Below are 23,118 nucleotides of genomic sequence, written 5' to 3'. Positions count from 1 at the left end.
GATCGAGTTACGGAACAATTCCGGAAAGTTTACGCCGGAGAGGATCGTCTATGTGGGTGCCCCGTCCCGCCGCCACGACCCCGGCCTCACCACTCTGATGGAGATCTCCGGCGAACCGGTCATCCCGGGTTTCCATCCGGATCCCAGTGTCTGCCGGGCCGGCGACGACTACTACCTCGCCTGTTCGAGCTTCGAATACTTTCCCGGGGTGCCGATCTTCCACAGCCGCGATCTGCTGAGCTGGACCCAGATCGGCAACGTCCTCGACCGGCCCAGCCAGCTCGCCCTGCCACCCAACACGCCCGCCTCCGGCGGGGTCTACGCGCCCACCCTCCGCTACCACGCCGGCCGATTCTGGTTGATCACGTCGAACGTGCCCCACGGGGGCACCCTGCTGGTCACCACCGAGGATCCCGCCGGCTGCTGGTCGGAGCCGGTCCGCCTGCCCCACGTGCTAGGCATCGACCCGGATCTCGCCTGGGACGACGGCGGGACCTGCTGGTGCACCGTCGCCGGCATCGACCAACTGCGGATCGACCCGCTGTCCGGGACGGCGCTGAGCCGGCCGCAACGGATCTGGTCCGGCACCCCGGGCGCGCAGGCACCCGAGGCTCCGCACCTCTACCAGATCGACGGCACCTGGTATCTGTTGATTGCCGAGGGCGGCACCGAGCGTGGTCACGGCATCTCAGTGGCCCGGGCCCCGGCCCCGGACGGGCCGTTCGAGCCCTGCCCGGCCAACCCGATCCTCAGCCACCGCAGCACCGACCACGCCATCCAGAACACCGGGCACGGCGATCTCGTGCAGGCCGCGGACGGTTCGTGGTGGCTGGTCTTCCTCGGGGTACGCACCCGGGGCGGCACACCCGGCTGGCACGTGCTCGGCCGGGAGACCTTCCTCGCCCCGGTCACCTGGTCGGACGGCTGGCCGGTGATCGGGCCCACCGTCGCGGCGCCGCGTACCTCCGCCATGTCCCCCGCGCCGACGGGTGCCGCGTCGGCGCGGGACGACTTCGACGCCGCCGAGCTGCACCCCCGGTGGATCTCCCTGCGGAGCCGCCCGCCGGAGGATGTCTCGCTGCGCGAGCGCCCCGGCTGGCTGACCCTGCGGGCCAGGGGCGGGTCGCTCGACGACCCGGCCGTGACCTTCGTGGGGCGCCGCCAGGAGCGGCACGACGTCCGGGTACGCGCCATGGTCGACCCCGGTGTGGGCCGGGGCGGCCTGGCCGTACGCCTCGACGAGGCGCACCACTACGCGGTGGAGCTCGGCGGCGGCGAGGTCTGCGTGCGGGCCCGGATCGGGCCGCTGGCCCAGCGGATCAACAGCCGGCCGGTCACCGGCCCGGTCGTGTTGCGCGTCGAGACGTGGTCCTCGGGGCCGGGCATGGACCATCCCCGGCAGGAGCCGGACATGGTGCGGCTCGGCTACGAGACCCCGCACGGCGAGTTCGTCCTCCTCGCCGAACTCGACGGGCGCTATCTCTCCACCGAGGTCGCCGGCGGCTTCACCGGCCGGGTGATCGGCTGCTACGCCACCGCCGACGCGATCGGAGTCGACTGGTACGACTGCCGCTTCCTCGGCTCCCTGGACCGGGCCGAGGTCGTCGACGACCTGGTCGACGCCTGACCTCCGCGCACGGAGCCTGCACAGTGCGCCCGCCCGGAGCGTCCGGCACCCTAGCCGTCGCTGGCGGCGGCGATGCTCCGTTCGAACACGATCGCCTCGTAGATCGGCCTCATTCCGACCGACCGGTAGAGCCGGACCGGCTCTACCGGGTTGCTCAGGTCCACGCCGAGTCCGGCGTACCTCCGGCCCTTCCCGGCGTAGCACGCGAAGGCCCGGGCCAGCAGCGCCGTGCCCACGCCCCGGCGCCGGTACGCCCGCAGCACCGCGAGCTGTTTCACCCAGCCCTCCGCCTGGTCGAGGGTCTGGTCGGCGGATTGCAGGATGCCGACCGGCTCGCCGTCGATCTCCGCCACGAACCACTCGTCCCAGGCGACGCTCGGCAGCGCGGCCACCTGCGCACGCCACTGCTCGTAGCTTGCCGGCTGGTAGTCCGGGGTGTCCCGGAAGGCGGAGTCCAGGATCTGGTGGAAGGTGCGCAGCTCGGCGTCGTCGGTCGCCACCACCGGCCGGACCAGCACCCCCGGTGGCGGGGACGGTGGGCTGGCCGGCACCCCGGCCAGCGACCGGCGCATCCGGGCGTAACGCTTGACGAGCGCGAAGTCGGCGTCACGCAGGACGCCGATCCAGCGTTCCTCGCCGGGCAGCGCGAGGGCGCGTACGGTCATCCCGGCGTGGCCGAACTCCGCGGCACGTTCGGCGGAGCGGGCGAGCTGCATCGTCAGCAGCGGCACCTGGGCCGGCAGTCCCCGCTCCGGGTGCACGTACACCTGGACGGTCTCCCGGGGACCCCGGTGTGAGTCCTCCAGATAGGACCAGCCGCGCACCTCGCCGTCCGGCCCGAGCGCGAGCCAGCTGTCCCGCTCCGGATCGAGGTCCGGCGAGGTCAACGCCTCGCGTACGTCGTCCGCACCGAAGTCGGGATGGCCGAGGGCGGCGATGTCGCTGGCCTGTACGACGGCGAGGATCGCCGGCACGTCGTCGAGGCCGGGCCGGCGCACCGACCAACCGGGAGGCAACCGCATGCCGAGCATCCAACCCGCCGACGGTCACCTCCGCCTCCGGATTATCCGCCGGTCAGCGGGCGAACGTGCCGACCATGTTGCCGCTGGCCAGCTCGAGCTTCCGCAGCGTGGCGTGCACGTCGGGCGGCTGCGGGGCGCCGGGCAGCTCCAGTGGACGGTTCACCGCGTAGAGCCGGAAGAAGTACCGGTGCGGATCGTCGTCCATCGGCGGATGCGGGCCGCCCCAGCCCGCCGTGCCGAAGCCGTTCGGCCAGGCCCGGCCGCCGGGCGGGTTCTCGCCCTCGGAAACACCGCCGGAGGTCGCCTCGATTCCTGTCACGAGCCAGTGCAGGAACGGTGTCCTTCCCGCGTCCCGGTCCTCGACGAGCAGGACCAACTCGGTCGCCTCCGCCGGGATGTCCGACCATTCCAGAGGTGGCGAGACGTTGCCGCCGTCCCGCGAGAACCGGTCCGGCAACCGGTCGTGGTCGTTGAAGGCCTGGCTGCGCATCAGGATTCCTGCCATGGCGTCGCCCTTCCTCGAGAGTCGCCGTCCCGTCCCACGCCGGTCGCGGCACGGTCAGCCGCGGCACTTGGCACCGCGCCGCCTGCTCCGCCGCCCCGCCCCGCGGCCCTTGCCGGCCATCCGCCCGAACAGGTCGTCGAGGAGCAGGGTCAGGCCGGCGCCGACCAGCCAGCTGTCCTTGGCGATCGGCACACCCTGCTGGGTCGGCCGGACACTGCCGGGCTCGTGCATGCCGGGGGTCGCCCAGTACAACCGGAGCAGGCCACCGCCGAAACCGACCAGCCCGAGGCCGACCAGGGCGGACGGGATGAGCGGCAGCAGCAGGGCGCTGCCGAGGGTCACTTCGGTTCCGGCCAGCAACCGGGCGAACTGCCCCGGTCCGATACGCCGGAGCGGCGGAATCGCGCCGACGGCCATCCCGTGCATGCCCTCTGCGGCCTCGCCCTCCAGGTTCCACTTCGAGAGCCCGGAATTCAGGACAAAGGCGCCGATCGCGGCGCGCAGCGGAAGATGGGACACGTTCATCGGTCGCTCCGCTCTGCCGGTGCGGCTGTCCCGGCCCGCCTACCCGGATAGTCGCGTCGCACACCGGACCGCTCCCGACCGGTGAACCTGCCGGTGCGGTGCCGGCACCGCCAGGTTCCCGGTCAGCCCTGCCCGAACGGGCCGAGGACGATCTCGCCCGCCGGCTCGTAGCTGCCGATCAGCACGCCTTGCTGGAGACACGCCCTTGCTGAAAAAAGGATTCCAGCTGTTAAGACGAGAGAATCTGTCGGTGGTCTCCGGCGCTGGCCCGTTAGTCCGCGAACTCGACAACGTCCGCCGCGTCGCGCCGGGGCACCTGCGGCGGCGGGCTCGGGTCGGCGACGAAACCCAGCCGGACCACCACGTACGGTTCACCGACGTCCGCGAGCAGGTTGCGCAGCAGCCAGCGCGGCCATTCCAGCTCGATCGGGTCGGTCAGCGGGGCGGTGGCAAGGCCCTGCACGACGGCGTGCAGCAGCAGCGCGGAGAGCGCCTCACCGCCGGTGAGTAGTTCACCGGGGCCGTCACCACGACCGAACAGGATGGCGTAGGTGGCGCCGCGGTCCATGCCGTCGCCCGCCTCCAGCCCGGCCAGACCGTCGAGGGCGTGCTCGCGCAGCGGCACCCGACGCAGCGCCGGGCGTACCGCCGAGGCGGGCGGCACCCCGTCCCGGCTGCCGGGCGGGCGGTTGGTCCAGCGCCGAAGGTCGGCCCGGTACGCCGGGTCGTCGAGCTCGGCGGCGGCGGCGTTGGCGGTCGCCACCGACAGCATCGGCATCTGGTCGTCCCGGACCAGATGCAGGTAGGCCCCCTCGGCCTCGACCACCTCGCGCAGCCGGCGCAGGGTCGTCTCGGGGACGCTGCGCTCGTCGAAGGCGCGTCGGTCGGTGCGCCGCCGCTCTCCCGCACCGTGCTGCCGCCGCTGCTCCGGATCCGGCTCCTGCCGGCCGGTCACCGTGACGACGGCCAGCAGATCCGGGTCGGTGGCGTCCGGAAGGCGGACGACCTTGGTGCGGTATCCGGCCACGGCAAGGGCCAGTCTGGCGTGATGCAGGGCGGCCCCACAACTCACCAGCAGCAGCCGCCGGTCCGGGTCGACGCTCCGGACCTGCCGGGCGCGGTCGGCCCGCAGCGTCAGCACGGCACCGGGCCCGATCCGCCAGCGCCACGGCTGGGTGTTGAACACCGAGGGCGCCAGCAGCGCGTACGTGGCGGCGGCCTCGAACGCGGCGCGGGCCTCGGCAGCGGGCACGACGGACTCGTCGGCGACCGCCGGTACGGCGCTCGGCTTGATGATCATGAGACTCCTCCTCGTCCGCTCCCCTGCATGAACCTCGCCCCTCCCTGCATGAATACGGTGCACCGCCGCCGGGGCACGGCGGCAGGGCCGCACGTCCCGGGGCACCGGGCCGCATTCCCCCTACCGGCGGACCCGGCGTTAGGGACCTTCGGCCCTGTCACCCCGGCCGCCGGCCGGATAGGAAGGAAGGGTGATTCGAGTTTTCCTGCTCGACGACCACGAGGTGGTCCGACGCGGCCTGGCAGGCCTGCTGCAGAGCGACGGTGATATCGAGGTTGTCGGCGAGTCCAGCTCCGCGCAGGAGGCGGCCCGCCGCATCCCGGCACTCCGCCCGGACGTGGCGATCCTGGACGCCCGGCTGCCGGACGGCAACGGCATCGACGTGTGCCGGGACGTGCGGGCGGTCGACTCCACGATCAAGGGACTGATCCTGACCTCGTACGAGGACGACGAGGCACTCTTCGCGGCGATCATGGCCGGCGCCGCCGGTTACGTCCTCAAGCAGATCCGTGGCACCGACCTGGTCGACGCGGTCCGCCGGGTGGCCGCCGGCCAGTCGCTGCTGGACCCGGCGGTCACCGCACGGGTGCTGGACCGCATCCGCAGCGGCGTCGAGCAGCCCCGCGAGTTCCAGTCGCTGACCGAGCAGGAGCGCCGGATCCTGGAGTACGTGGCGGAAGGGCTCACCAACCGGGAGATCGCCGGCCGGATGTTCCTCGCCGAGAAGACGGTGAAGAACTACGTCTCCAGCCTGCTGGCCAAGCTCGGCCTCGAGCGGCGTACCCAGGCGGCGGTGCTGGCCACCCGGCTGCTCGGCGAACGCCACTGACCCGGGGGGACGGCGGCACCGACCGCCACGCGAGAAGGTCAGTCGCGCAGCGGCACCCGCCAGACGAGCGCGGTGCCGGTCGGCTCGGTCCGGCCGATCTCGAACGTGCCGCCGTGCCGCTCCGCGCGTTCCCGCAGGTTGACCAGGCCGCTGCGGGCCTGCGCCGGATCGGTGCCGACGCCGTCGTCGGTCACCCGCACGCAGAGCTCGCCGTCGCGTACCTCGACGACGACCGTCACCTGGCCGGCTCGCGCGTGCCGGACGGCGTTCGACAGCGCCTCGCCGAGCACCGCGAGCAGATCGGGGCGGGTGCCGTCGGGCACCGCGCTGTCCACCGGCCCGGAGATCTCCAGCACCGGCCGGAATCCCAGCGCCCCGGCGGCACCCGCCACCAGGTCCCGGATCTCGGTGCGCAGCGCCGCGGCCATCGGCGTACGCAACTCGAAGATCGCCTGCCGGATGTCGCGGATGGTGGAGTCGAGATCGTCGACGGTGGCGTTGAGCCGCTGCCGCACGTCCGGCCGCCCGGCCAGTGGCGCCACCGTCTGCAACTGGAGCCCCATCGCGAAGAGCCGCTGGATCACCACGTCGTGCAGGTCGCGGGCGATCCGCTCGCGGTCCTCCAGGACCACCAGCAGCTCCCGCTCCTCCTGCGCGCGTGCCCGCTCCAGGGCGAGTGCGGCCTGCCCGGCGAAGGTGGCGAGCAGGGTGCCCTCGACGTCGGTTCCCGCCTGCTGCCCGCTGGGATAGCCGACGACGAGTACGCCGTGCAGGGCGTTCCCCGCGATCAGCGGGGAGACCAACCCCGGGCCGACGCCGACCGCCAGCGGCCAGGGCGCCGCCTTGGCCAGGCTCTCCACCACGGCCTGCCGGCGGCGGCTCACCGGTTCGACGAACGCGGTGTCGTCGGCGGCCAGCACCACGCCGACCAGGTCGTCGACGGCGGCGTCGCTGTCGGCGACCTCGACCGTGAACTGGCCGGCCTCCTCGTCGTAGAGCAGCACCATGGCGACATCCGCCTCCGCGACCTCGCGGGCCCGCCGGGCGATCAGCCGCAGCGCGTCGGTGCGACGCACCTCACCCAGCAACACCCCGGTGATCTCGGCGGCGGCGGCGAGCCAGCGCTCGCGCCGGTGCGCCACCGCGAAGAGCCGGGCGTTCTCGATGATCACCCCGGCGGCGGCCGCGAGCGCGACGACGATCTCCTCGTCGTCGTCGGTGAACTCCGCCGCACCCTGCTTCTCCGCCAGGTAGAGATTGCCGAACACCTGGTCACGGATGCGGACGGGCACCCCGAGGAAGCTGTGCATCGGCGGATGGTTGGGCGGGAAACCGTACGACTGCGGGTGTGTGGTGATGTCCGGCATCCGCACCGGGCGGGGGTCCGCGATGAGCAGGCCGAGGACGCCCCGGCCGTGCGGCAGGTCCCCGATCCGGGCGTGTGTCTCCGGATCGATGCCGTGGGTGATGAACTCGTTCAGCTGGCGGTCGGGCCCGATGACGCCGAGCGCGGCGTACCGGGCGTCGGCGAGCCGGCAGGCCGCGGCCACGATCCGGTCCAGGGTGCTGTGCAGGTCGAGGTCGGTGCTGATTCCGACCACCGCCGTGAGGAGCGCCCGCAACCGCTCCCGGCTGGTGACCACCTCGCCGACCCGGTCCAGCACCTCGTGGAGCAGCTCGTCGAGCCGGACCCGGGACAGCGGCGTGATGCCCAGCGAGGGAGCCGTGAAGCCAGGCCCGGCGGACGGCGACTGCTGTTCGGTCACCGCGCGATGTTATCGCCGTGCCAGGGCTTGCCGGCAGGCCCGATCACGGTTGCTGCGGCGCCGCGGGCAGACCTCTGCCGGCCCGCCGTGGACTGGAGGTCGTCGGCGGGTGCCACCGCGTGACAGAGCGCGGTCACCGGGTCGGCGAGCACGAGCATCCGCATGTCCGCCTGCACCCCCTTCCACCACCGGCCGACGGCCGACGACCGCCCTGCCGCCGTCCCGTCCACGCCCGACCGCCCACGCCCGACCGCCCACGCCCGACCCCACGGCCGGCCGGGCGGCGGTCAACTCTCGCCGACCGGCGCTCCCGCGGCCCGCAACTGCCGCAGGATGCCGTCGGGTTCGGCCCCCACCGGGGCGATCCGCAGCTTGGCGTCGACCACTGCCACGCCGTCCGGGCCGACCATCACCGGATTGAGGTCGAGTTCGGCCACCTCGGGCAGATCCTCGGCGAGGTGGCCGAGCCGGCAGAGCAGGTCCTCCACGGCGCCGGTGTCGACCGGCGGTGCACCCCGGTATCCGGTCAACAGCGGCGCCGCCCGCAGCGACCGCCACATCCGGCCGGCGTCCAGGTCGGTCACCGGGGTCAACCGCAGCGCGCGGTCACCGAGCAGGTCGGTGTGTACGCCACCGAGGCCCACCATGACCAGCGAGCCGAACTGCGTGTCGTGCACCACGCCGGCCACCAGTTCCAGTTGACCCCGCCGCATCGGCTGCACCAGCACCGGTCCACCCGGACCGGCCGCCGCGGCCACCCCCGGATACGCCCTCCGCACCTGCTCCGGGTCGGCCAGGTTGAGCGCCACACCGCCCACGTCGCTCTTGTGCACCAGGTCCGGGTCGGCGACCTTCAACGCGACCGGGTAGCCGAGCGATTCGGCGGCGGCGACCGCCTCCTCGACGGCGTCGACCCGGACCGCCGGCACCACCGGTACGCCGTAGGCGCCGAGGATCTCCGCCGTCCGGTCGTACGGTTGCCACCCCGGACCCGCCGCGAGCGCCTCGCGCAACAGGTCCCGCCCGCGTTCCACGCCCGTCACCCTCGGCGGCGTGCTGCCGCCCGGCTGCCGCAGCCAGCCGGCGTACCAGGCCGCCTGACCGATCGCCCGCACGGCGCGCTCCGGCAGGTCGAAGACCGGAACGCCACGGTTCCCCACCGTGGCGGGCGGCTCGGCCAGGCCGAGCACGACGACGGTGGCGGTCAGCTCGGGTGTCGCGTCCAGGACCGGGGCGACGGATGCCAGCATCGCCGGCACGTCGTTGGCCCGGGTCGCGGCGACCACCAGGAGCAGGGAGTCGACCTCACCACTCGCCGCTACCGTGCGGACCGCCTCCGCGAACGCCGCCGGGCTGGCTCCCGCGCCGAGATCGAGCGGGTTGTCGTCCCCGGAGAGCGGCGGGAGCACGGCGCGCAGCCGCTCCCGCAGCGCCGGGGTGAGCGGAGCGACCCGCAGTCCGGCCCCGTCCGCGGCGTCGGCGGCCAGCACGTTGACGCCACCGGCGTTGCCGATGACGCCGAGCCGGTCACCGGCCGGAAGCGGCTGGTCGGTGACGAGTCGGGCGGTGTCCATCAGGTCGCCGAGGGTCTCCAGCCGGATCACCCCGGCCTGGGCGAAGAGGGCGCTGACGGTGCTGTCCGGGGCCGCTGCGGCGGCGGTGTGCGAGGCGCCCGCCCGCTGGCCGGCGATGGATCGGCCGCTCTTGACCGCGAGCACCGGCTTGCGCCGCGCCAGGCCGCGTACCAGCCGGGCGAACCGGCGGGGGTTGCCGAAGGACTCGAGATACAGGGCGACCGCGCGGGTCGCCGGATCGTCGTACCAGTATGCGATCAGGTCATTACCACTGACGTCGGCCTTGTTGCCGAGCGAGACGAAGCTGGAGAGCCCGCAGCCGGCCCGCTCGGCGTGCTCCAGCAGCGCGATGCCGACCGCACCGGACTGCGAGGCGACGCCAAGCCCGCCGGCGGGCGGTAGCACGGGGGCGAACGCGGCGGCGAGCCGTACCGCCGGATCGGTGTTCACCACGCCGATGCAGTTCGGCCCGACCAGCCGGATCCCGTGTGCCCGCGCGACCTCCACCAGTTCCCGCTGCGCGCTGCGGCCGGCGGCACCACCCTCGCCGAGGCCGGAGGTCAGCACCACGGCCGACCGGGCCCCGGCCGCCGCCGCGTCCCGGACCGTGTCGACCACCGCCGGTGCGGGCACCGCGACGACGGCCAGGTCCACCGGTTCCGGCAACGCCGACAGACTCGGATGGGCGGGCAGCCCGCAGACCTCCGTGGCGTGCGGGTTGACCGGGTAGACCCGGCCGGTGAAGTTGTATCGGAGCAGGCTGCGCAGTGTCTCGTGACCGATGCCGCCCGGCCTGCGTCCCGCGCCGACCACCGCCACCGACCGGGGCGCGAGCAGCGGGCGCAGCGAGGCGCGCTCCGCCACCCGGTCGCGGGCGTCGGCGGCACCGAGTTCGGCCTCGGTGACGTCGGTGGGCAGGCCGACGGCGAGCACCGCGTCCTCGATCCGGGAACCGGCCCGCCCGGTCAGGCCCGCCGCGACCCGGAGCATCGCGGCGTTCGCCGGCAGCACGTCACCGTGCAGTTCGGTCACGCCCGCCGTACCGGCGACGGCCCGCAGGTACTCCAGCAGCAGCGTGCCGATCCCCCGGTCGCGGTGCGCGTCGGTGACGAAGACGGCGAACTCGGCCCCGGCGCCGCCGTCGCCGACCTCGTAGGAGGCGACCCCGGCGAGCTGGCCGCCCGCCTCCGCGAGCACTGCACCGTGCCCGGCGGGTGACGGTGGCCGGCAGAGCCGGTCGACCTCGGCGGTGATCGTCTGCTCGCCGGGTACGACGAAGAACCGCATCCGCAGGCTCTCCGGCGAGCTGCGCCGGTAGAGCTCGATCAGCCGATCCCGGTCCTGCGGCGTGACGGGGCGGATCCGTACGATTCCGCCGTCGATGGTGAGCGCGTCGGCGCCGGGTGTGGCCTGCACGAACACGTCGAGTACCCCCAGTCGCTCCGGTCGACCAGCGGGCGGCTGGTCCTTCTCCAGCAGACCCGATCGCCGCCCCGGCGGGCAGGGCCGGAACGCCCGGCTTCGGTGGGCCGGTCGGCCCTGCTCCGACCGCCCGGGAGGCCTGGCGTGAGGTGTGCACCGGGCAAAGATCTCCGGAGACATGGTGCGGCGGGTGCTCTCGATCGACGAGGGCGTGCTGCGGGTCGCCGTCCAGGAGGGCGTGGGTCGCCGGAATGAGTATGATCGCGTAACCGTGCATCCACCGACCGCGCCGATCCTGGCCCTCAACGCGGGCTCGTCGTCACTGAAGTACGCGCTGCTGCGCGGCGGTGCGCGGCTCGCCGCCGGCAGTGTGCCGCGCATCGGTGAGCCCGGCGCACCCGTCGCCGACCACGCCGAGGCGGTCGCCCGGGTCCTCGACGACCTGGCACGGCACCACCCGCCGCCCGCCGCGGTCGGCCACCGCGTGGTGCACGGCGGCGCCCGGTTCCACCGCCCGACCCTTATCGACGACGCCGTGCTGGCCTCGATCGAGGAACTCTCCGCGCTGGCGCCGCTGCACAACCCGCCGGGGCTCGCCGTGATCCGGGCCGCCCGCCGGGCGCTGCCGGGCGTCCCCCAGGTGGCCGTCTTCGACACCGCGTTCCACGCCGGCATGCCGCCGGAGGCGAGCGGCTACGCGCTCGACCGGGAGACCGCCGCCCGTTACGGCATCCGCCGGTACGGCTTCCACGGCATCTCCGTCCGGTACGTGACCGCCGCCACCGCCACGCTGCTGGGCCGTCCGCTGCCCGACCTCAACATGGTCGTGCTGCACCTCGGCAACGGGGCGAGCGCCACGGCGGTGGCCGGCGGGCGCGGCGTCGACACCTCGATGGGGATGACGCCGCTGGAGGGTCTGGTGATGGGCACCCGGACCGGCGACATCGACCCGGCGGTGGTCTTCCACCTGGCCCGGGCCGGCCTGCCGCTGGACCGGATCGAGGAGCTGTACCAGCACGGCAGCGGGCTGCTCGGACTCTCCGGGGAGAACGACATGCGCGGCGTACTCGCCCGTGCCGAGCGCGGGGACGAGGCGGCGGAACACGCCGTGGCTAGCTACTGCTACCGGATCCGCAAGTACGTCGGCGCCTACCAGGCGGTGCTCGGCCGGCTCGACGCGGTCGTCTTCACCGCCGGTGTCGGGGAGCACAGCCCGGCCGTCCGGAGCCGGAGCCTGGCCGGCCTGACCGCGCTGGGCATCACCGTCGACCCGTCCCGCAACGCCTCCGGCGCCCCGGCCCGGGTCATCTCTCCGGAAACCGGCCGGGTCGCCGTCTGCGTCGTCCCCACGGACGAGGAACGCGGCATCGTCGAGGAGACGGCCGCGACCATTCCGCGTCCAGGCCGGGGCTGACCGCCGGTTCAGCCCCGTTGCGCCGCCGGCTCAGCCCCGTTGCGCCCAGTCGCCGAGGGACCAGTCCCGGACCTCCGGCATGTCCTCCAGGTGCTCCACCACGTACGCCGCGTGCCGGGCGAGCTGCTGCTCGCACCAGCGGCTCAGCTCCGCCGCGCCCCGGGGCAGCCGCCGGGCGTTGTTGATTGCGTCCAGCACCAGGTGGTAGCGGGATGCCCGGTTCCGTACGGTCATGTCGAACGGCGTCGTGGTGGTGCCCTGCTCGACGAAGCCGCGCACCCGGAACCGGTCGGCGTCGGGCCGGCCGTGCACGAGCTGGTGGACGGCTCCGGGATAGCCGTGGAAGGCGAAGACCACGTCGACGGTGTCGGTGAAGAGCTCGGTGAAGAGCGTCGGGCTCATCCCGTGCGGGTGGTCCCTCGGCCGGATCAGGGTCATCAGGTCGACGACGTTGACCACCCGGACCTTCAGCCCGGGCAGCCGCTCCCGGAGGATCTGCGCGGCGGCGACGGTCTCCATGGTGACGACGTCACCGGCGCAGGCGAGCACGATGTCCGGGTCGCTGCTGCCGTCGTCGGTGCCGGCCCACTCCCAGATCCCGGCGCCCTGGGCGCAGTGCGCGACCGCGTCGGCCATCGACAGCCACTGCAACTGGGGCTGCTTGTCGATGACGACGAGGTTGATGTAGGAACGCGACCGGAGACAGTGGTCGGCGACCGAGAGCAGGCAGTTGGCGTCCGGCGGCAGGTAGATCCGGGCGATGTCGCCACGCTGGGTGAGCACCACCTGGATCAGCCCGGGGCCCTGGTGTGAGAAGCCGTTGTGGTCGTTGCGCCACGCCGTCGAGGTGAGCAGGATGTTCATGCTCGGCACCTTCGCCCGCCACGGCAGGTGCGTCGCCTCCTGGAGCCACTTGCCGTGCTGCACCGTCTGGGAGGCGCTGACCATCGCGAACGCCTCGTAGGTGGCGAACATGCCGTGCCGGCCGGTCAGCGTGTACCCCTCCAGCCAGCCGTGACAGTTGTGCTCGGAGAGCACCTCCATCACCCGGCCGTCCCGGCCCAGCGCCACGTCGGAGTCGGTGACCCGCTCCATGAAGGCCCGGTCGGAGACCTCGAAGACGGCGCCGAGCCGGTTGCTGTTGGTCTCGTCCGGGCAGAAGAGCCGGAAGGTGTCGGGGTTGCGCCGGTAGACGTCCCGGAGGAACTCGCCAAGCCTGCGCGTCGACTCGGCGCGCAGCTTCGCCGGGGCCGGCACCTCCACCGCGTAGTCTCGGAAGTCGGGCAGGTCCAGGTCGCGGGTGAGCAGGCCGCCGTTGGCGTGCGGGGAGGCGCTCATCCGCAGGTCTCCGGCGGGCGGCAGCTCGCGGACGGCGGCGACCGGCGCGCCGGCGCCGTCGAAGAGCTCCTCCGGCCGGTACGAACGCAGCCAGCGTTCCAGGATCGCCAGGTGCTCGGCATTGTCCCGGACTCCGGAGAGCGGCACCTGGTGCGACCGCCAACTCCCGCTGACCTGCACCCCGTCGACCTCGTCCGGGCCGGTCCAGCCTTTCGGCGAGCGCAGGACGATCAGGGGCCACCGCGGCCGGCTGCCGTCCCAGCTTCCGTCCCGGGCCGACCGCTGGATGGCCCGGATCCGGCTCCAGGCTCCGGCGAGCGCCGCCGCGAAGCGGTGGTGCGAGCCGGGCAGGTCCTCCGCGTCGACCTCGATCACCTGGTAGCCGTGCCCCTCGAGGAGCGCCCGGACCTCGGCCGGGTCCTTGCGGGCCAGCACGGTCGGGCCGGCGATCTTCGCACCGTTGAGGTGCAGGACCGGCAGCACGGCGCCGTCCCGGGCCGGGTTGATGAACGAGATGCCCTTCCATGACCCCTCCAGGGGCCCGGTCTCCGCCTCGCCGTCACCGACCACCGCGACGGCGAGCAGGTCGGGGTTGTCCATCACGGCGCCGAAGGCGTGCACGAGGACGTAGCCGAGTTCGCCGCCCTCGTGGATCGAGCCGGGGGTCGTCACGGAGACGTGGCTGGGGATCCCGCCGGGGCTGGAGAACTGCCGGAAGAGCCGGAGCATCCCGGCGTCGTCCTGGGAGACGTCCGGGTAGATCTCGCTGTAGGTGCCCTCGAGATAGCCGGCCGCCACCAGCGCCGGCCCGCCGTGCCCCGGCCCGGTGAGATAGATCGCCTGCTGCCCGGTGAGCCGGATCAGCCGCGAGACGTGCGCGTAGATCAGCGACAGGCCCGGGCTGGTCCCCCAGTGACCCAGCAGCCGCGGCTTGACGTGCTCGGCGGTCAACGGCTCGCGCAGCAGCGGGTTGCCGCGCAGGTAGATCTGCCCGACGGTCAGGTAGTTGTTCGCCCGCCACCACGCGTCCAGCCGGGCGAGTTCCGCCTCGTCGGGGTGTGCCAGGACACGCGGGATCCCGACGTCGTCCGCCGTCCCGATCTGCTCTTTCGTCACCGTTGTCACGCTCGGCCCCTCCGCAGGAGTACGTGGTCATGATTTCGTCGGCGTCGGCGTCGGCGTCGGCGTCGTTGGCGGCGACGGCGACGGCGGGCCGGGGCGAAGCCCACGCGTCCCGGCCGGGCGCAGAGCGCGGCGTCCGCGGTGGCACACCGTTGCCCCCGGCCGCCTCCTCCACGGTATGACCGCCCGCTCCCTCGTGCGACCGGTCCGAGGTCCATCCACCCCGGGACCTTCGACCCGGGTCGACGGCAGGCCCGGTCGCCGGAATCGGTGAGTGTCCGGCTCGCTCCGACGAGCCGAACGCCACCCGAGCCGAACGCCACCCAGAAACCGACACGCCGCACAGTGCCGACCGCCTACGGTATACGGGCGCCCGTTCGTCTCAGGGGATCGACCGTCGGGCGATCCGGCGGACCGTCGATGATCGATAGGCGCCGCTTCCGGGCGTAGGTTCCCGGCGGAAGTACAAGCTCCGGCGGCACCCTCGGCGCGGACCGTGCCCGGCACCCTCCTGGTGCACGCTCTGTCGCCGCGTACCGCCCTGCCCGGATGCGAGGTACGTCGTGCCGCTGCTCTCCGCACTCGACCACCAGCACACCGTCGCACCGCCCGGATACAGCCGCTGGCTGATCCCGCCCGCCGCGCTCTCCGTGCACCTCTGCATCGGCCAGGCGTACGCGACAAGCGTCTACAAGAACTCGCTCATCGCGCACTTCGACGCGAGCCAGACGGCGATCGGGATCATCTTCAGCATCGCCATCGTGATGCTCGGCCTCTCGGCGGCGGTCGGCGGGACCTGGGTGGAGTCGAACGGGCCACGCAAGGCCATGTTCGTCTCGGCGTGCTTCTGGGCGGCCGGCTTTCTCGTCGGCGCGCTCGGCATCGCGACCGGGCAGCTCTGGCTGGTCTACCTCGGCTACGGCTTCCTCGGCGGCATCGGTCTCGGCATCGGGTACATCTCTCCGGTCTCCACGCTGATCAAGTGGTTCCCGGACCGTCCCGGGCTGGCCACCGGCCTGGCGATCATGGGCTTCGGCGGCGGCGCGATGCTGGCCAGCCCAATCTCGCGGCAGTTGCTCTCGCTCTACGACCCCAACTACGACCCCGGCAACTCCGGCTCGGTCGCCTCCGGCGGAGCGCTGGTCGGGCTCTTCGTCACCCTCGGGCTCGGCTACTTCGCCATCATGATGTTCGGCGTGGTCAACGTCAGGGTGCCGGCGCCGGGTTGGCGTCCGGCCGGCTTCGACCCGCGTACGGTGGCCACCAGGCCGCTGGTGACCACGGCACACGTCTCGGCGTCGAACGCCATCCGCACCCGCGCCTTCTGGCTGCTCTGGATCGTGCTGTTCTGCAACGTCACCGCCGGGATCGGCATCCTCGAGCAGGCCAGCCCGATGATCCAGGACTTCTTCCGGGACGGTGCGACGTCGAGCGTCACCATCGCCGCGGCCGGTGGGTTCGTCGGGCTGCTGTCGCTGTTCAACATGGTCGGTCGATTCGTCTGGTCGTCCACCTCGGACGTCATCGGCCGCAAGCCGATCTACCTGGTCTATCTCGGTGTCGGCATGGTGCTGTACGCGCTGCTCGCGCTCGTCGGCTCCGCCGCCACCGCACTCTTCGTGGTGCTGGCCTGCGTCATCCTCTCCTTCTACGGCGGCGGCTTCGCCACCGTGCCGGCGTACCTGCGGGATCTGTTCGGTACCTTCCAGGTCGGCGCGATCCACGGCCGGTTGCTGACCGCCTGGTCGGCCGCGGGCATCGCCGGACCGCTGATCATCAACGGTTTCCTGGACGCGCAGGGCGAACCGGGCACCCTGACCGCCTCCGCATACCAGCCGGCACTGTTCACCATGGTCGGCGTGCTCGCCATCGGGTTCGTGGCGAACCTGCTCATCCGCCCGGTGCCGGAACAATTCCACGAGACCGCCGCGGCGGGGGGCGGCGCGGCGCCGGACGCGACAGCCGGTGACCGGGCCGACACGACCGCCGTCACGAGCGCCGGAACGACGCCTCGCACCGAGCCGGCCGGCGGTCCGGCCGATACGGCTGCGGCTGCGGCTGCGGCTGCGGCTGCGGATACGGCTGCGGATACGGATGCCGAGAGGAGCACTTCCCGATGACCGGGCACCAACCGCGCGGCCAGTCCGGCCGACTCTGGATCTCCTGGCTGCTGGTCGCGGCCCTGCTGGGCTACGGCGTCGTACAGACCGTCATCACCGCGGCGCGGCTCTTCACCAATTGAACCCGGATTGCCCACCCCCCGGGGGGAGCCAACTCCACCGATCGTGAAACATAATCGGCACGGGACTCATCCCCCCGGCCTGTTTTCCCGTACCTGATGGGGGTCGGACCGCCGTCGATCGACGGACGGCGGTATGACTCCGCCCGAGTGGCGCGATCAGGACGGGGCACAATAGGCGGCCGTGCTCGTCGCGCGACGAGCCGGCAGCGGGGTGCGGTGGTGGGCGCCGAGGCGGAAGATCGAGGAGCAGATGGCCCGGACGAGACAGATTCAGCGTGCCAGCATCCCCAAGAGCTTCACCAGCCGGGGAAGCACACCCAGGCCGAGGGGTGCGGTCGCCCTGCTCGTCGTCTCGGCGCTGGCCGTGGTCTGGGCGGCGGCGATGTTGAGCCCGATCGGCGGCCTGCTCAACGCCTACATGTTCGTGTTCACGACGTTCTTCGCCGGGCCGGCCACCCTGGTCGCGCTGAGCATCACCGTGATGGTCGGCCTGGTGGCGACCGACCGGATCGTGCTGCTGATCCGGCACCGGGTGCTGCTCCAGTCGGCACACCGCTCGCTCGGCATCATCGCGGTCTTCTGCCTGGTCCTGCACGTGCTGACCAAGATTTCCGCCGGGCACGTCAGCGCCGACAAGGCATTCCTTCCGTTCGTCAACGGCGCCAACGTCTACGTCGGGCTCGGCACCGTCGCCGGGGCGATGATGGTGGGCGTGCTCTGGACCGGCCTGGTCCGGGCCCGCTTCGCCGGGGTCGGCAAGCCGTGGCTGTGGCGTACGCTGCACAGCCTCTCGTACGCCGCCTGGCCGATCGCGATCGTGCACGGCCTCCAGGCCGGTCGGGCCGCAGCCACTTGGGTCACTCTCAGTTATCTCGGCTGCGTCGCCATCGTGGTGGCGTTGCTGGGTGTACGGCTGTCTGTCACGCTCGGCCGCAAGCGCGACGAGCAGGGCCCGAGCATCCCCTCGCTCGCCCCGTCCGGCAGGTCCGGCAAGCCGGGCAGGCCGGGCAAGCCCGGTCGGCCGGGCGCCCCGGGTCGGACCGCCTCCACCGCCCCGGCCAAGCGCCGGACCGCCGACGAGATCCGGGCCAGTCGGGCGAACTCCCCGGGCCGGGAGGGCGGGCGGAGCAGCCGACGCAGCCGGTGGGAGGAGGACACCTTCGCCGGTCGGCGCAGCAGCCGCCGGGACAGCCGTTGGGAGGACCGGGATACCCTGGGCGGCCGGCGCGACGAGTCGAGGATCCGGACGGGCCGGGACGACCGCGACACCTTCGGCGGCCGGGACGACCGCGACACCTTCGGCGGCCGCGCCGACGACACCCAGGGCGGCGGACGACGCCGCCGGGAGAACCTCAGCGACCTGCGCGGCGGCTCCGAGGCGGCCATCGACGCCTGGGCGCGGGCCGGTGAACTCGACAGCACGTACGCGCCCCGGAGCCGGTCCGACCGGTTCGCCGTGCCCGAGGTGCCACCACCCGGCAGCATGTCGGCGGGCGCGGACCGCGACGGCGGCGGTGATCCCGAGCTGCCCTGGGACAGCCCACGGCGCTGGGCGGCCGAGACGTCGGAGGAGCAGCGGGAGCGGGCCCGGCACGCCTCGGACGACGCGATGTACCGCAGGCCGCGCGCCTGGGACGACGCGTCGGACGACCGCGAGGATCCGGAGACCGGCGAGGGCCGGCGTTCCCGCCGGGAGACCGACGGCTCGGGGCGGCGGTCGTGGCGGGAGCCCGACGACGAGCCGACGACCGGCGCGACCCGGGCCGGCCGGCGACGGCGCGCCGACGACGAGGAGCCGGCGGCGGAGCGGTCCACCGAACGCTCCGGACGGCACGGCCGTGGCCGCGACGCCGACGACGAGGAGAGCACCGGCGAGTGGGGCCGGGCCGCCCGCTACGAACCCGGCCTCGTCTCCCGGGCCGACGACGACGATGACGACGACGAGAAACCTGCCCTGATCGACCTCTCCGCCCGCCGGTCCCGCCGGTCCGACGAGTCGTCCAGCCGGTCCTCCCGGCGCAAGGACGCGGACGAGACGGCCGAGGAGGGCGCGTACTGGACCAGTCTGAAAGGTGAAGTGCGGTGAGTCTGACCGCCGTACCCCCGGTCGCCTGCTTCGGCGAACCCCGGCTCACGGCCGGATTCGACGAGTTCGGCCGGCTCGACCTGACCGCGCACGAGATGGTGCACGGCGCCGTCAACCCGCTCTCCCCCAAGGGCCTGCTCCGGCTGGTCGAGGGGATCGAGCTCAAGGGCAAGGGCGGCGCGGGCTTCCCGTTCGGCCGGAAGTTCCGCGCCGTGCTGGAGTCTGCGGACCGCCAGGACCTGCCGACCGTGGTGGTGGTGAACGCCACCGAGGGCGAACCCGGCGCCTGGAAGGACAAGGCGCTGCTCACCCGCGCGCCGCACCTGATCCTCGACGGGGCCGCGATCGCCGCGTACGCCCTGGACGCCGACGAGATCGTCATCGGTGTCGCCGACGACGGCATCGGCGAGGCGTCGCTGACCGCCGCGCTCGCCGAGCGGCGGATGCCGGTACGCACCGGCATCGTCACCGTCCCGCACCGGTTCATCTCCGGTGAGGGTGGTGCGCTGGTGCGCGGAATCAACGGCGAGGCGCACATCCCGCCGGGGCGCAAGGTCCGGGCCAGCGACACCGGGGTGGGCGGCCTGCCGACACTGCTCTCCAACGCCGAGACGTACGCCCAGCTCGCCCTGGCCGCCCGGCTCGGCCCGTACGAGTACGGCACCGTCGGCACCCCCGACGAGCCCGGGACGGTGCTGCTCACCGTGACCGGGGCCGCCGGCCGGCCCGCCGTGGTGGAGTGCCCGACCGGCATCCCCCTGCGGGACGTGCTCGAACTCTGCGAGACGCCGGAGGGGCCGGGCGTGCTCACCGGCGGCTACCACGGTCAGTGGATCAGCGCGGAGAGTGCCGCCACGGCCGAGGTGTCCCGGGCCGGGTTCGCCAAGGTGGGTGGTTCGCTCGGTGCCGGCATCATCATGCCGCTCAGCGCCGAGGTCTGCCCGCTCGGCGAGGCCGCCCAGGTGGTGACGTACCTCGCCGGTGAGTCGGCCGGCCAGTGCGGGCCGTGCCGGCTCGGCCTGCCGGACCTGGCCCGGTCGCTGGATCTGATCGTCGGCGGCAGTGCCACCGCCGAGGTGGTCCGGGCGGCGGCCGGCGCGGTGAAGGGACGCGGCGCGTGCAGCCATCCGGACGGCACCGCCCGGTTCGCCATCTCCGCCCTGGAGATCTTCACTGCGGACCTGGAGGTGCACGCCACCAAGGGCACCTGCGGCAGGAAGGTGAAGGGGGTCCTCGGCCTGCCCAGCGACGCCGACGCCCCGACCTCGAAGCTGCTCGTCGACTGGTCCCGGTGCGACGCGCACGGCCTCTGCGCCCACGTGGCTCCGGAGTTCATCCGGCTCGATTCCAACGGCTTCCCGTCGTTTCCCTCGACGCCGGTGCCGACCTGGCTGGAGGCGAGTGCGAGCAAGGCGGTACGCATGTGCCCTAACCTGGCGCTGCGGATGACCCCGGCCAACGGCTGAGCCGGACGCGGTACCCCCGACCATTCGGTGTCGCCGTACGCTACGGCGACCCCTCCCGGCGTTTGCCGGACGGCAAGCGGTCCTTCCGGTCGTTCTCGCCCCCCGGCGGCTTTCCGGTCGGCGGCGCGGGTGAGGATGGAGCCGTGGAAGACGATCTTCATCTTGCCCGCCGCGCCACGCTGGCGGGCGCCGCGGTCGGGCTGCGGTACGCGGCGGACCTCGACCGGCTCGCCCGGCAGCAGAAGTCGGACGGCAGCCTGGTGACCGAGGCCGACCGGGCCGTCGAGGCCGTGATCCGCGAGGTCCTGGCCGGGGCGTGCCCCGACGACGCGATCCTCGGCGAGGAGGTGGGGCAGACCGGCGGTGGCGACCGGCGCTGGATCATCGACCCGATCGACGGGACGGCGCAGTTCGTCGCCGGAGACGACCGGTGGCTGGTGCTGGTGGCGTTGGAGGAAGCCGGCGAGATCGTCGTCGGGGTCGCGGCGGTGCCGGCGCAGCGCCGGATCTGGTGGGCCCGGCGGGGCGGCGGAGCGTACGAGGCGGAGCTCCCCGCCGGCCCGGAGTTCTCCGACGGCGGGGCCCGGCGCCTCGACAGCACCCTCGGACCGGTGCCGCCGCTCTCCGGCGGCCGGCTCGGCGTGGTGCCGCCGGACGAGCACGTCTACCCGGCCGAGGAGGAGATGATCGCCCCGCTGCGGGCGGTCACCACCTCGCTCCCGTGGCGCACCCACGCCGCGCTGCTGGTGGCCCGGGGCGAGCTGGACATCGCCGTGCAGACCCGGGGACAGGTGTGGGACTTCGCCGCCACCTCGCTGATCGTGACCGAGGCCGGCGGCCGGTACACCGGCCTCGACGGCCGGACCCGGCCGGGGCCCGGACCGGCGCTCTTCGCCCGGACCCCCGCCCTGCACGACGCCGCACTGCGGGTGCTCACCGCCGGCGGGAACCCGGCACCGGACTGACGGCCCGGCCGGGCGGCGCGCCGGGCCGAACAACCCGGACCGGATGCTCAGCCCGGCCGGCCATGGTCGGGCACGGTGAACCCGTTGCCGCGAGCCCCCCGATCCGGCGCCCGCCGGGTGATCACCGCCCGGCGGCGACCAGCAGCACGTCGAGGAAGGCGTTGCTGAAGACCCGGTGCGGGTCGTGGTCGTCGAGCGTGCCGACCGCCCGGTCCCAGGTCGGGTCGGGCGCGTGCCGGTAGGAGTCCGGGACGGTCCGGGTCAGCATGGTCGGGTCGGCCCAGGCGGCCGAGTCGGTGTAGCCCCAGCCCTTCGACCACTCGACCCGGGCGCCCGCGTACGAGCCGGTGTAGTTGGTGAAGAAGAAGGTCTCCATCTCGCGGTAGAACGCGTGCGCCCGCGGTGCGGTGGGGAAGGTCAGCACGTCGAACCAGACGACCGTGTCCCACTCCGGACGGTCGGCCCGGGGCCGCGCGGCGGAGAGCGCCGGTGGCTCCGCCCCGGGTACGCCGACGTCGCCGGCCCGGTCCAGCCCGGCGACCCGGATCTCCACCTGGCCGGTGACCGGGAACTCGCCCCGGGCCTGGTACGCGGCGAGCTGCCGCTGGTAGAACCGGGCGAACTCGTGCACCACCCGTTGCAGGGAGGAACGGGCGGTGTGCACCGCGTAGCCGTTGGCGGTCTCCCGCAGCGTCGTCGGCTTGACGTAGAGCAGCAGGTTCTTCGACGGCCCCCACAGGTCGGTGGCGAGCGTGCCGGTCAGCCCGGCGGCGGCGGTGGTGTACTGCACCCGCCCGAACGTCGGCGCCAGCTCCCAGGCACCGCCGAGCAACTGCTCGGCCAGTTCGGAGACCGGCTCCGGCACGTTGTCGGAGAACGGGTAGTTGTAGGGGGTCGTCACCGGTCGGGAGGTCAGCGGCCGGTCGGGGCTGACGCTCCAGACCTTCAGCCAGGGCCGGTCGGTGAAGGCGAACCAGATCGCCTCCACCCGGCCCGCCGCCGCCACGTAGCTGGCCAGGGTGCGGCCGACGCTGCCGGCCGGGGCGAAGAGTTCCGCGGCCGGTATGTCGACCCGGCTGACGCAGCGGAGGTGCTGGTTGGCGCCGACCCGCAGCGTCACCTCGGTGACGAGAGCCCGGCCGACGTGCGTGAGCAGCGCCGTGCACTCCGGGTCGGCCCGATCGACGGTACGCAGCAGGTAGCTGCCGGCCGCCGGGTCCCAGACGACGGCGGTGACGGAGAGGATGAGGTTGCTCAGCGAGCCGTAGGTGTGCCCGGGCTCCCGGGTCTCGCCGTCGGCCGGCACGGAGGTGCCGTGGCCGTTGATCGCCAGCACCCCGCCGACGCTCAGGTCCCCGGGGGCGGGCGTGTTGGTCACGCCGAGCCCGTGTTGCTCCAGGAGGGCGAGGAGGTCCTCCATCGCGGCGCCGGTCTGCACGCGCACCGCTGCCGCCCCCGGTGCCGTGGAGAGCACCGACATCGCGGTGAGGTGCCGGGTGGTGTCCACCAGGATGGTCCGCCCGGCGCTGCCGTCGGCCGGGACGGTCAGCGGTGCCCAGGTGTGCCGGTAGCCCCGGGCCCGGACCGCGTAGCGGTGCCGGTACGCCCAGTTGACCACGGTCACCACGTCCGCCGGGGTCCGGGGCGTGCAGGTCCAGACCCCGTCGGCCTGGATTTCGCCGGCCCAGTTGCGGTACGCCTCGCGCTCGACCGGTATGCCTGCCGGGAAGTCCGGCGGCGCCTGCCGGCCACCCGGCGTCCAGAGTGTGCCGACTGCCGTCACGGCGGACGCTTCCAGGAAGCCGCGTCGGGTGAGAGCCATCTCGATCCCCTCTGCTCGGTGAAGGACCTCTGCGTGAGGTGACCGCGCCTTACCCCGGAGTCGTGCGACGGAACTCGACCCCGTGCTCAATCG

The 23,118-nt window shown here is 73.3% G+C and carries 17 protein-coding genes; 8 read left to right on the top strand and 9 right to left on the bottom strand.

Annotated elements, in window-relative coordinates; all coding sequences use genetic code 11:
- The first annotated feature begins 52 nt into the window (after window positions 1–52).
- A complete protein-coding gene (locus ACN28C_RS21975; RefSeq protein WP_422769421.1) occupies window positions 53–1,627 on the top strand; it encodes a glycoside hydrolase family 43 protein in 1,575 nt (524 codons plus the stop codon).
- 50 nt (window positions 1,628–1,677) lie between these two features.
- On the opposite strand, the gene ACN28C_RS21970 is transcribed toward ACN28C_RS21975, so the two are convergent.
- The 4 genes from ACN28C_RS21970 to ACN28C_RS21955 all read right to left on the bottom strand — a co-directional run bounded on the left by ACN28C_RS21970 (window position 1,678) and on the right by ACN28C_RS21955 (window position 4,979).
- A complete protein-coding gene (locus ACN28C_RS21970) occupies window positions 1,678–2,649 on the bottom strand; it encodes a GNAT family N-acetyltransferase (protein WP_422769420.1) in 972 nt (323 codons plus the stop codon).
- Window positions 2,650–2,701: 52 nt separating this feature from the next.
- On the bottom strand, window positions 2,702–3,154 hold the full coding sequence (locus ACN28C_RS21965; protein ID WP_422769419.1) for a YbhB/YbcL family Raf kinase inhibitor-like protein: 453 nt from the start codon (window positions 3,152–3,154) through the stop codon (window positions 2,702–2,704).
- A gap of 54 nt (window positions 3,155–3,208) precedes the next feature.
- Window positions 3,209–3,679 carry a hypothetical protein gene (locus tag ACN28C_RS21960; protein ID WP_422769418.1) on the bottom strand — a complete coding sequence of 157 codons (471 nt, stop codon included), beginning with the start codon at window positions 3,677–3,679 and terminating at the stop codon, window positions 3,209–3,211.
- 271 nt (window positions 3,680–3,950) lie between these two features.
- Window positions 3,951–4,979: an Acg family FMN-binding oxidoreductase gene (locus ACN28C_RS21955; protein WP_422769417.1), complete on the bottom strand. Its 1,029-nt coding sequence runs from the start codon at window positions 4,977–4,979 to the stop codon at window positions 3,951–3,953.
- A 190-nt stretch (window positions 4,980–5,169) separates the two neighbouring features.
- Here ACN28C_RS21955 and ACN28C_RS21950 point away from each other — a divergent pair, with 190 nt between their 5' ends.
- The gene (locus tag ACN28C_RS21950; RefSeq protein WP_421493013.1) at window positions 5,170–5,808 is read left to right on the top strand and encodes a response regulator; all 639 of its coding nucleotides are present in this window, start codon (window positions 5,170–5,172) and stop codon (window positions 5,806–5,808) included.
- Window positions 5,809–5,846: 38 nt separating this feature from the next.
- Here the strand turns inward: ACN28C_RS21950 and ACN28C_RS21945 are convergent, their stop codons facing one another.
- From ACN28C_RS21945 to ACN28C_RS21935, 3 genes are all read right to left on the bottom strand, one after another.
- Window positions 5,847–7,517, bottom strand: a complete 1,671-nt coding sequence (locus ACN28C_RS21945) for a GAF domain-containing protein (RefSeq protein WP_422774761.1) — start codon at window positions 7,515–7,517, stop codon at window positions 5,847–5,849.
- 53 nt (window positions 7,518–7,570) lie between these two features.
- Window positions 7,571–7,738: a hypothetical protein gene (locus ACN28C_RS21940; protein ID WP_422769416.1), complete on the bottom strand. Its 168-nt coding sequence runs from the start codon at window positions 7,736–7,738 to the stop codon at window positions 7,571–7,573.
- 123 nt (window positions 7,739–7,861) lie between these two features.
- On the bottom strand, window positions 7,862–10,570 hold the full coding sequence (locus ACN28C_RS21935; RefSeq protein ID WP_422769415.1) for a GNAT family N-acetyltransferase: 2,709 nt from the start codon (window positions 10,568–10,570) through the stop codon (window positions 7,862–7,864).
- A 271-nt stretch (window positions 10,571–10,841) separates the two neighbouring features.
- Between ACN28C_RS21935 and ACN28C_RS21930 the strand changes: the two genes are divergently transcribed.
- Window positions 10,842–11,984: an acetate/propionate family kinase gene (locus ACN28C_RS21930; protein ID WP_422769414.1), complete on the top strand. Its 1,143-nt coding sequence runs from the start codon at window positions 10,842–10,844 to the stop codon at window positions 11,982–11,984.
- A gap of 30 nt (window positions 11,985–12,014) precedes the next feature.
- Here the strand turns inward: ACN28C_RS21930 and ACN28C_RS21925 are convergent, their stop codons facing one another.
- Window positions 12,015–14,399, bottom strand: coding sequence for a phosphoketolase family protein (locus ACN28C_RS21925; RefSeq protein WP_422774760.1), 2,385 nt, complete (start codon window positions 14,397–14,399; stop codon window positions 12,015–12,017).
- A 614-nt stretch (window positions 14,400–15,013) separates the two neighbouring features.
- On the opposite strand from ACN28C_RS21925, the gene ACN28C_RS21920 reads away from it, so the two are divergent.
- The 5 genes from ACN28C_RS21920 to ACN28C_RS21900 all read left to right on the top strand — a co-directional run bounded on the left by ACN28C_RS21920 (window position 15,014) and on the right by ACN28C_RS21900 (window position 21,203).
- The gene (locus ACN28C_RS21920; RefSeq protein ID WP_422774759.1) at window positions 15,014–16,564 is read left to right on the top strand and encodes an OFA family MFS transporter; all 1,551 of its coding nucleotides are present in this window, start codon (window positions 15,014–15,016) and stop codon (window positions 16,562–16,564) included.
- Entirely contained in the window at window positions 16,561–16,686 is a 126-nt protein-coding gene (locus ACN28C_RS21915; protein WP_421493018.1) for an MFS transporter small subunit, read from the top strand. The genes ACN28C_RS21920 and ACN28C_RS21915 overlap by 4 nt, the downstream gene beginning before the upstream one ends.
- 181 nt (window positions 16,687–16,867) lie before the next feature.
- Window positions 16,868–18,772, top strand: a complete 1,905-nt coding sequence (locus ACN28C_RS21910; protein WP_422769413.1) for a hypothetical protein — start codon at window positions 16,868–16,870, stop codon at window positions 18,770–18,772.
- A complete protein-coding gene (locus ACN28C_RS21905) occupies window positions 18,769–20,238 on the top strand; it encodes an NADH-ubiquinone oxidoreductase-F iron-sulfur binding region domain-containing protein (protein WP_422769412.1) in 1,470 nt (489 codons plus the stop codon). Before ACN28C_RS21910 ends, ACN28C_RS21905 begins: the two co-directional genes overlap by 4 nt.
- Window positions 20,239–20,381: 143 nt before the next feature.
- Entirely contained in the window at window positions 20,382–21,203 is an 822-nt protein-coding gene (locus ACN28C_RS21900) for an inositol monophosphatase family protein (protein ID WP_422769411.1), read from the top strand.
- 121 nt (window positions 21,204–21,324) lie between these two features.
- Here the strand turns inward: ACN28C_RS21900 and ACN28C_RS21895 are convergent, their stop codons facing one another.
- Window positions 21,325–23,025: a cholesterol oxidase substrate-binding domain-containing protein gene (locus ACN28C_RS21895; protein ID WP_422769410.1), complete on the bottom strand. Its 1,701-nt coding sequence runs from the start codon at window positions 23,023–23,025 to the stop codon at window positions 21,325–21,327.
- Window positions 23,026–23,118: the final 93 nt, after the last annotated feature.

The sequence above is a fragment of the Plantactinospora sp. WMMC1484 genome (genome assembly GCF_049315195.1).
Lineage (GTDB): Bacteria > Actinomycetota > Actinomycetes > Mycobacteriales > Micromonosporaceae > Plantactinospora.
This window is presented reverse-complemented; position numbering and strand designations above follow the sequence as displayed.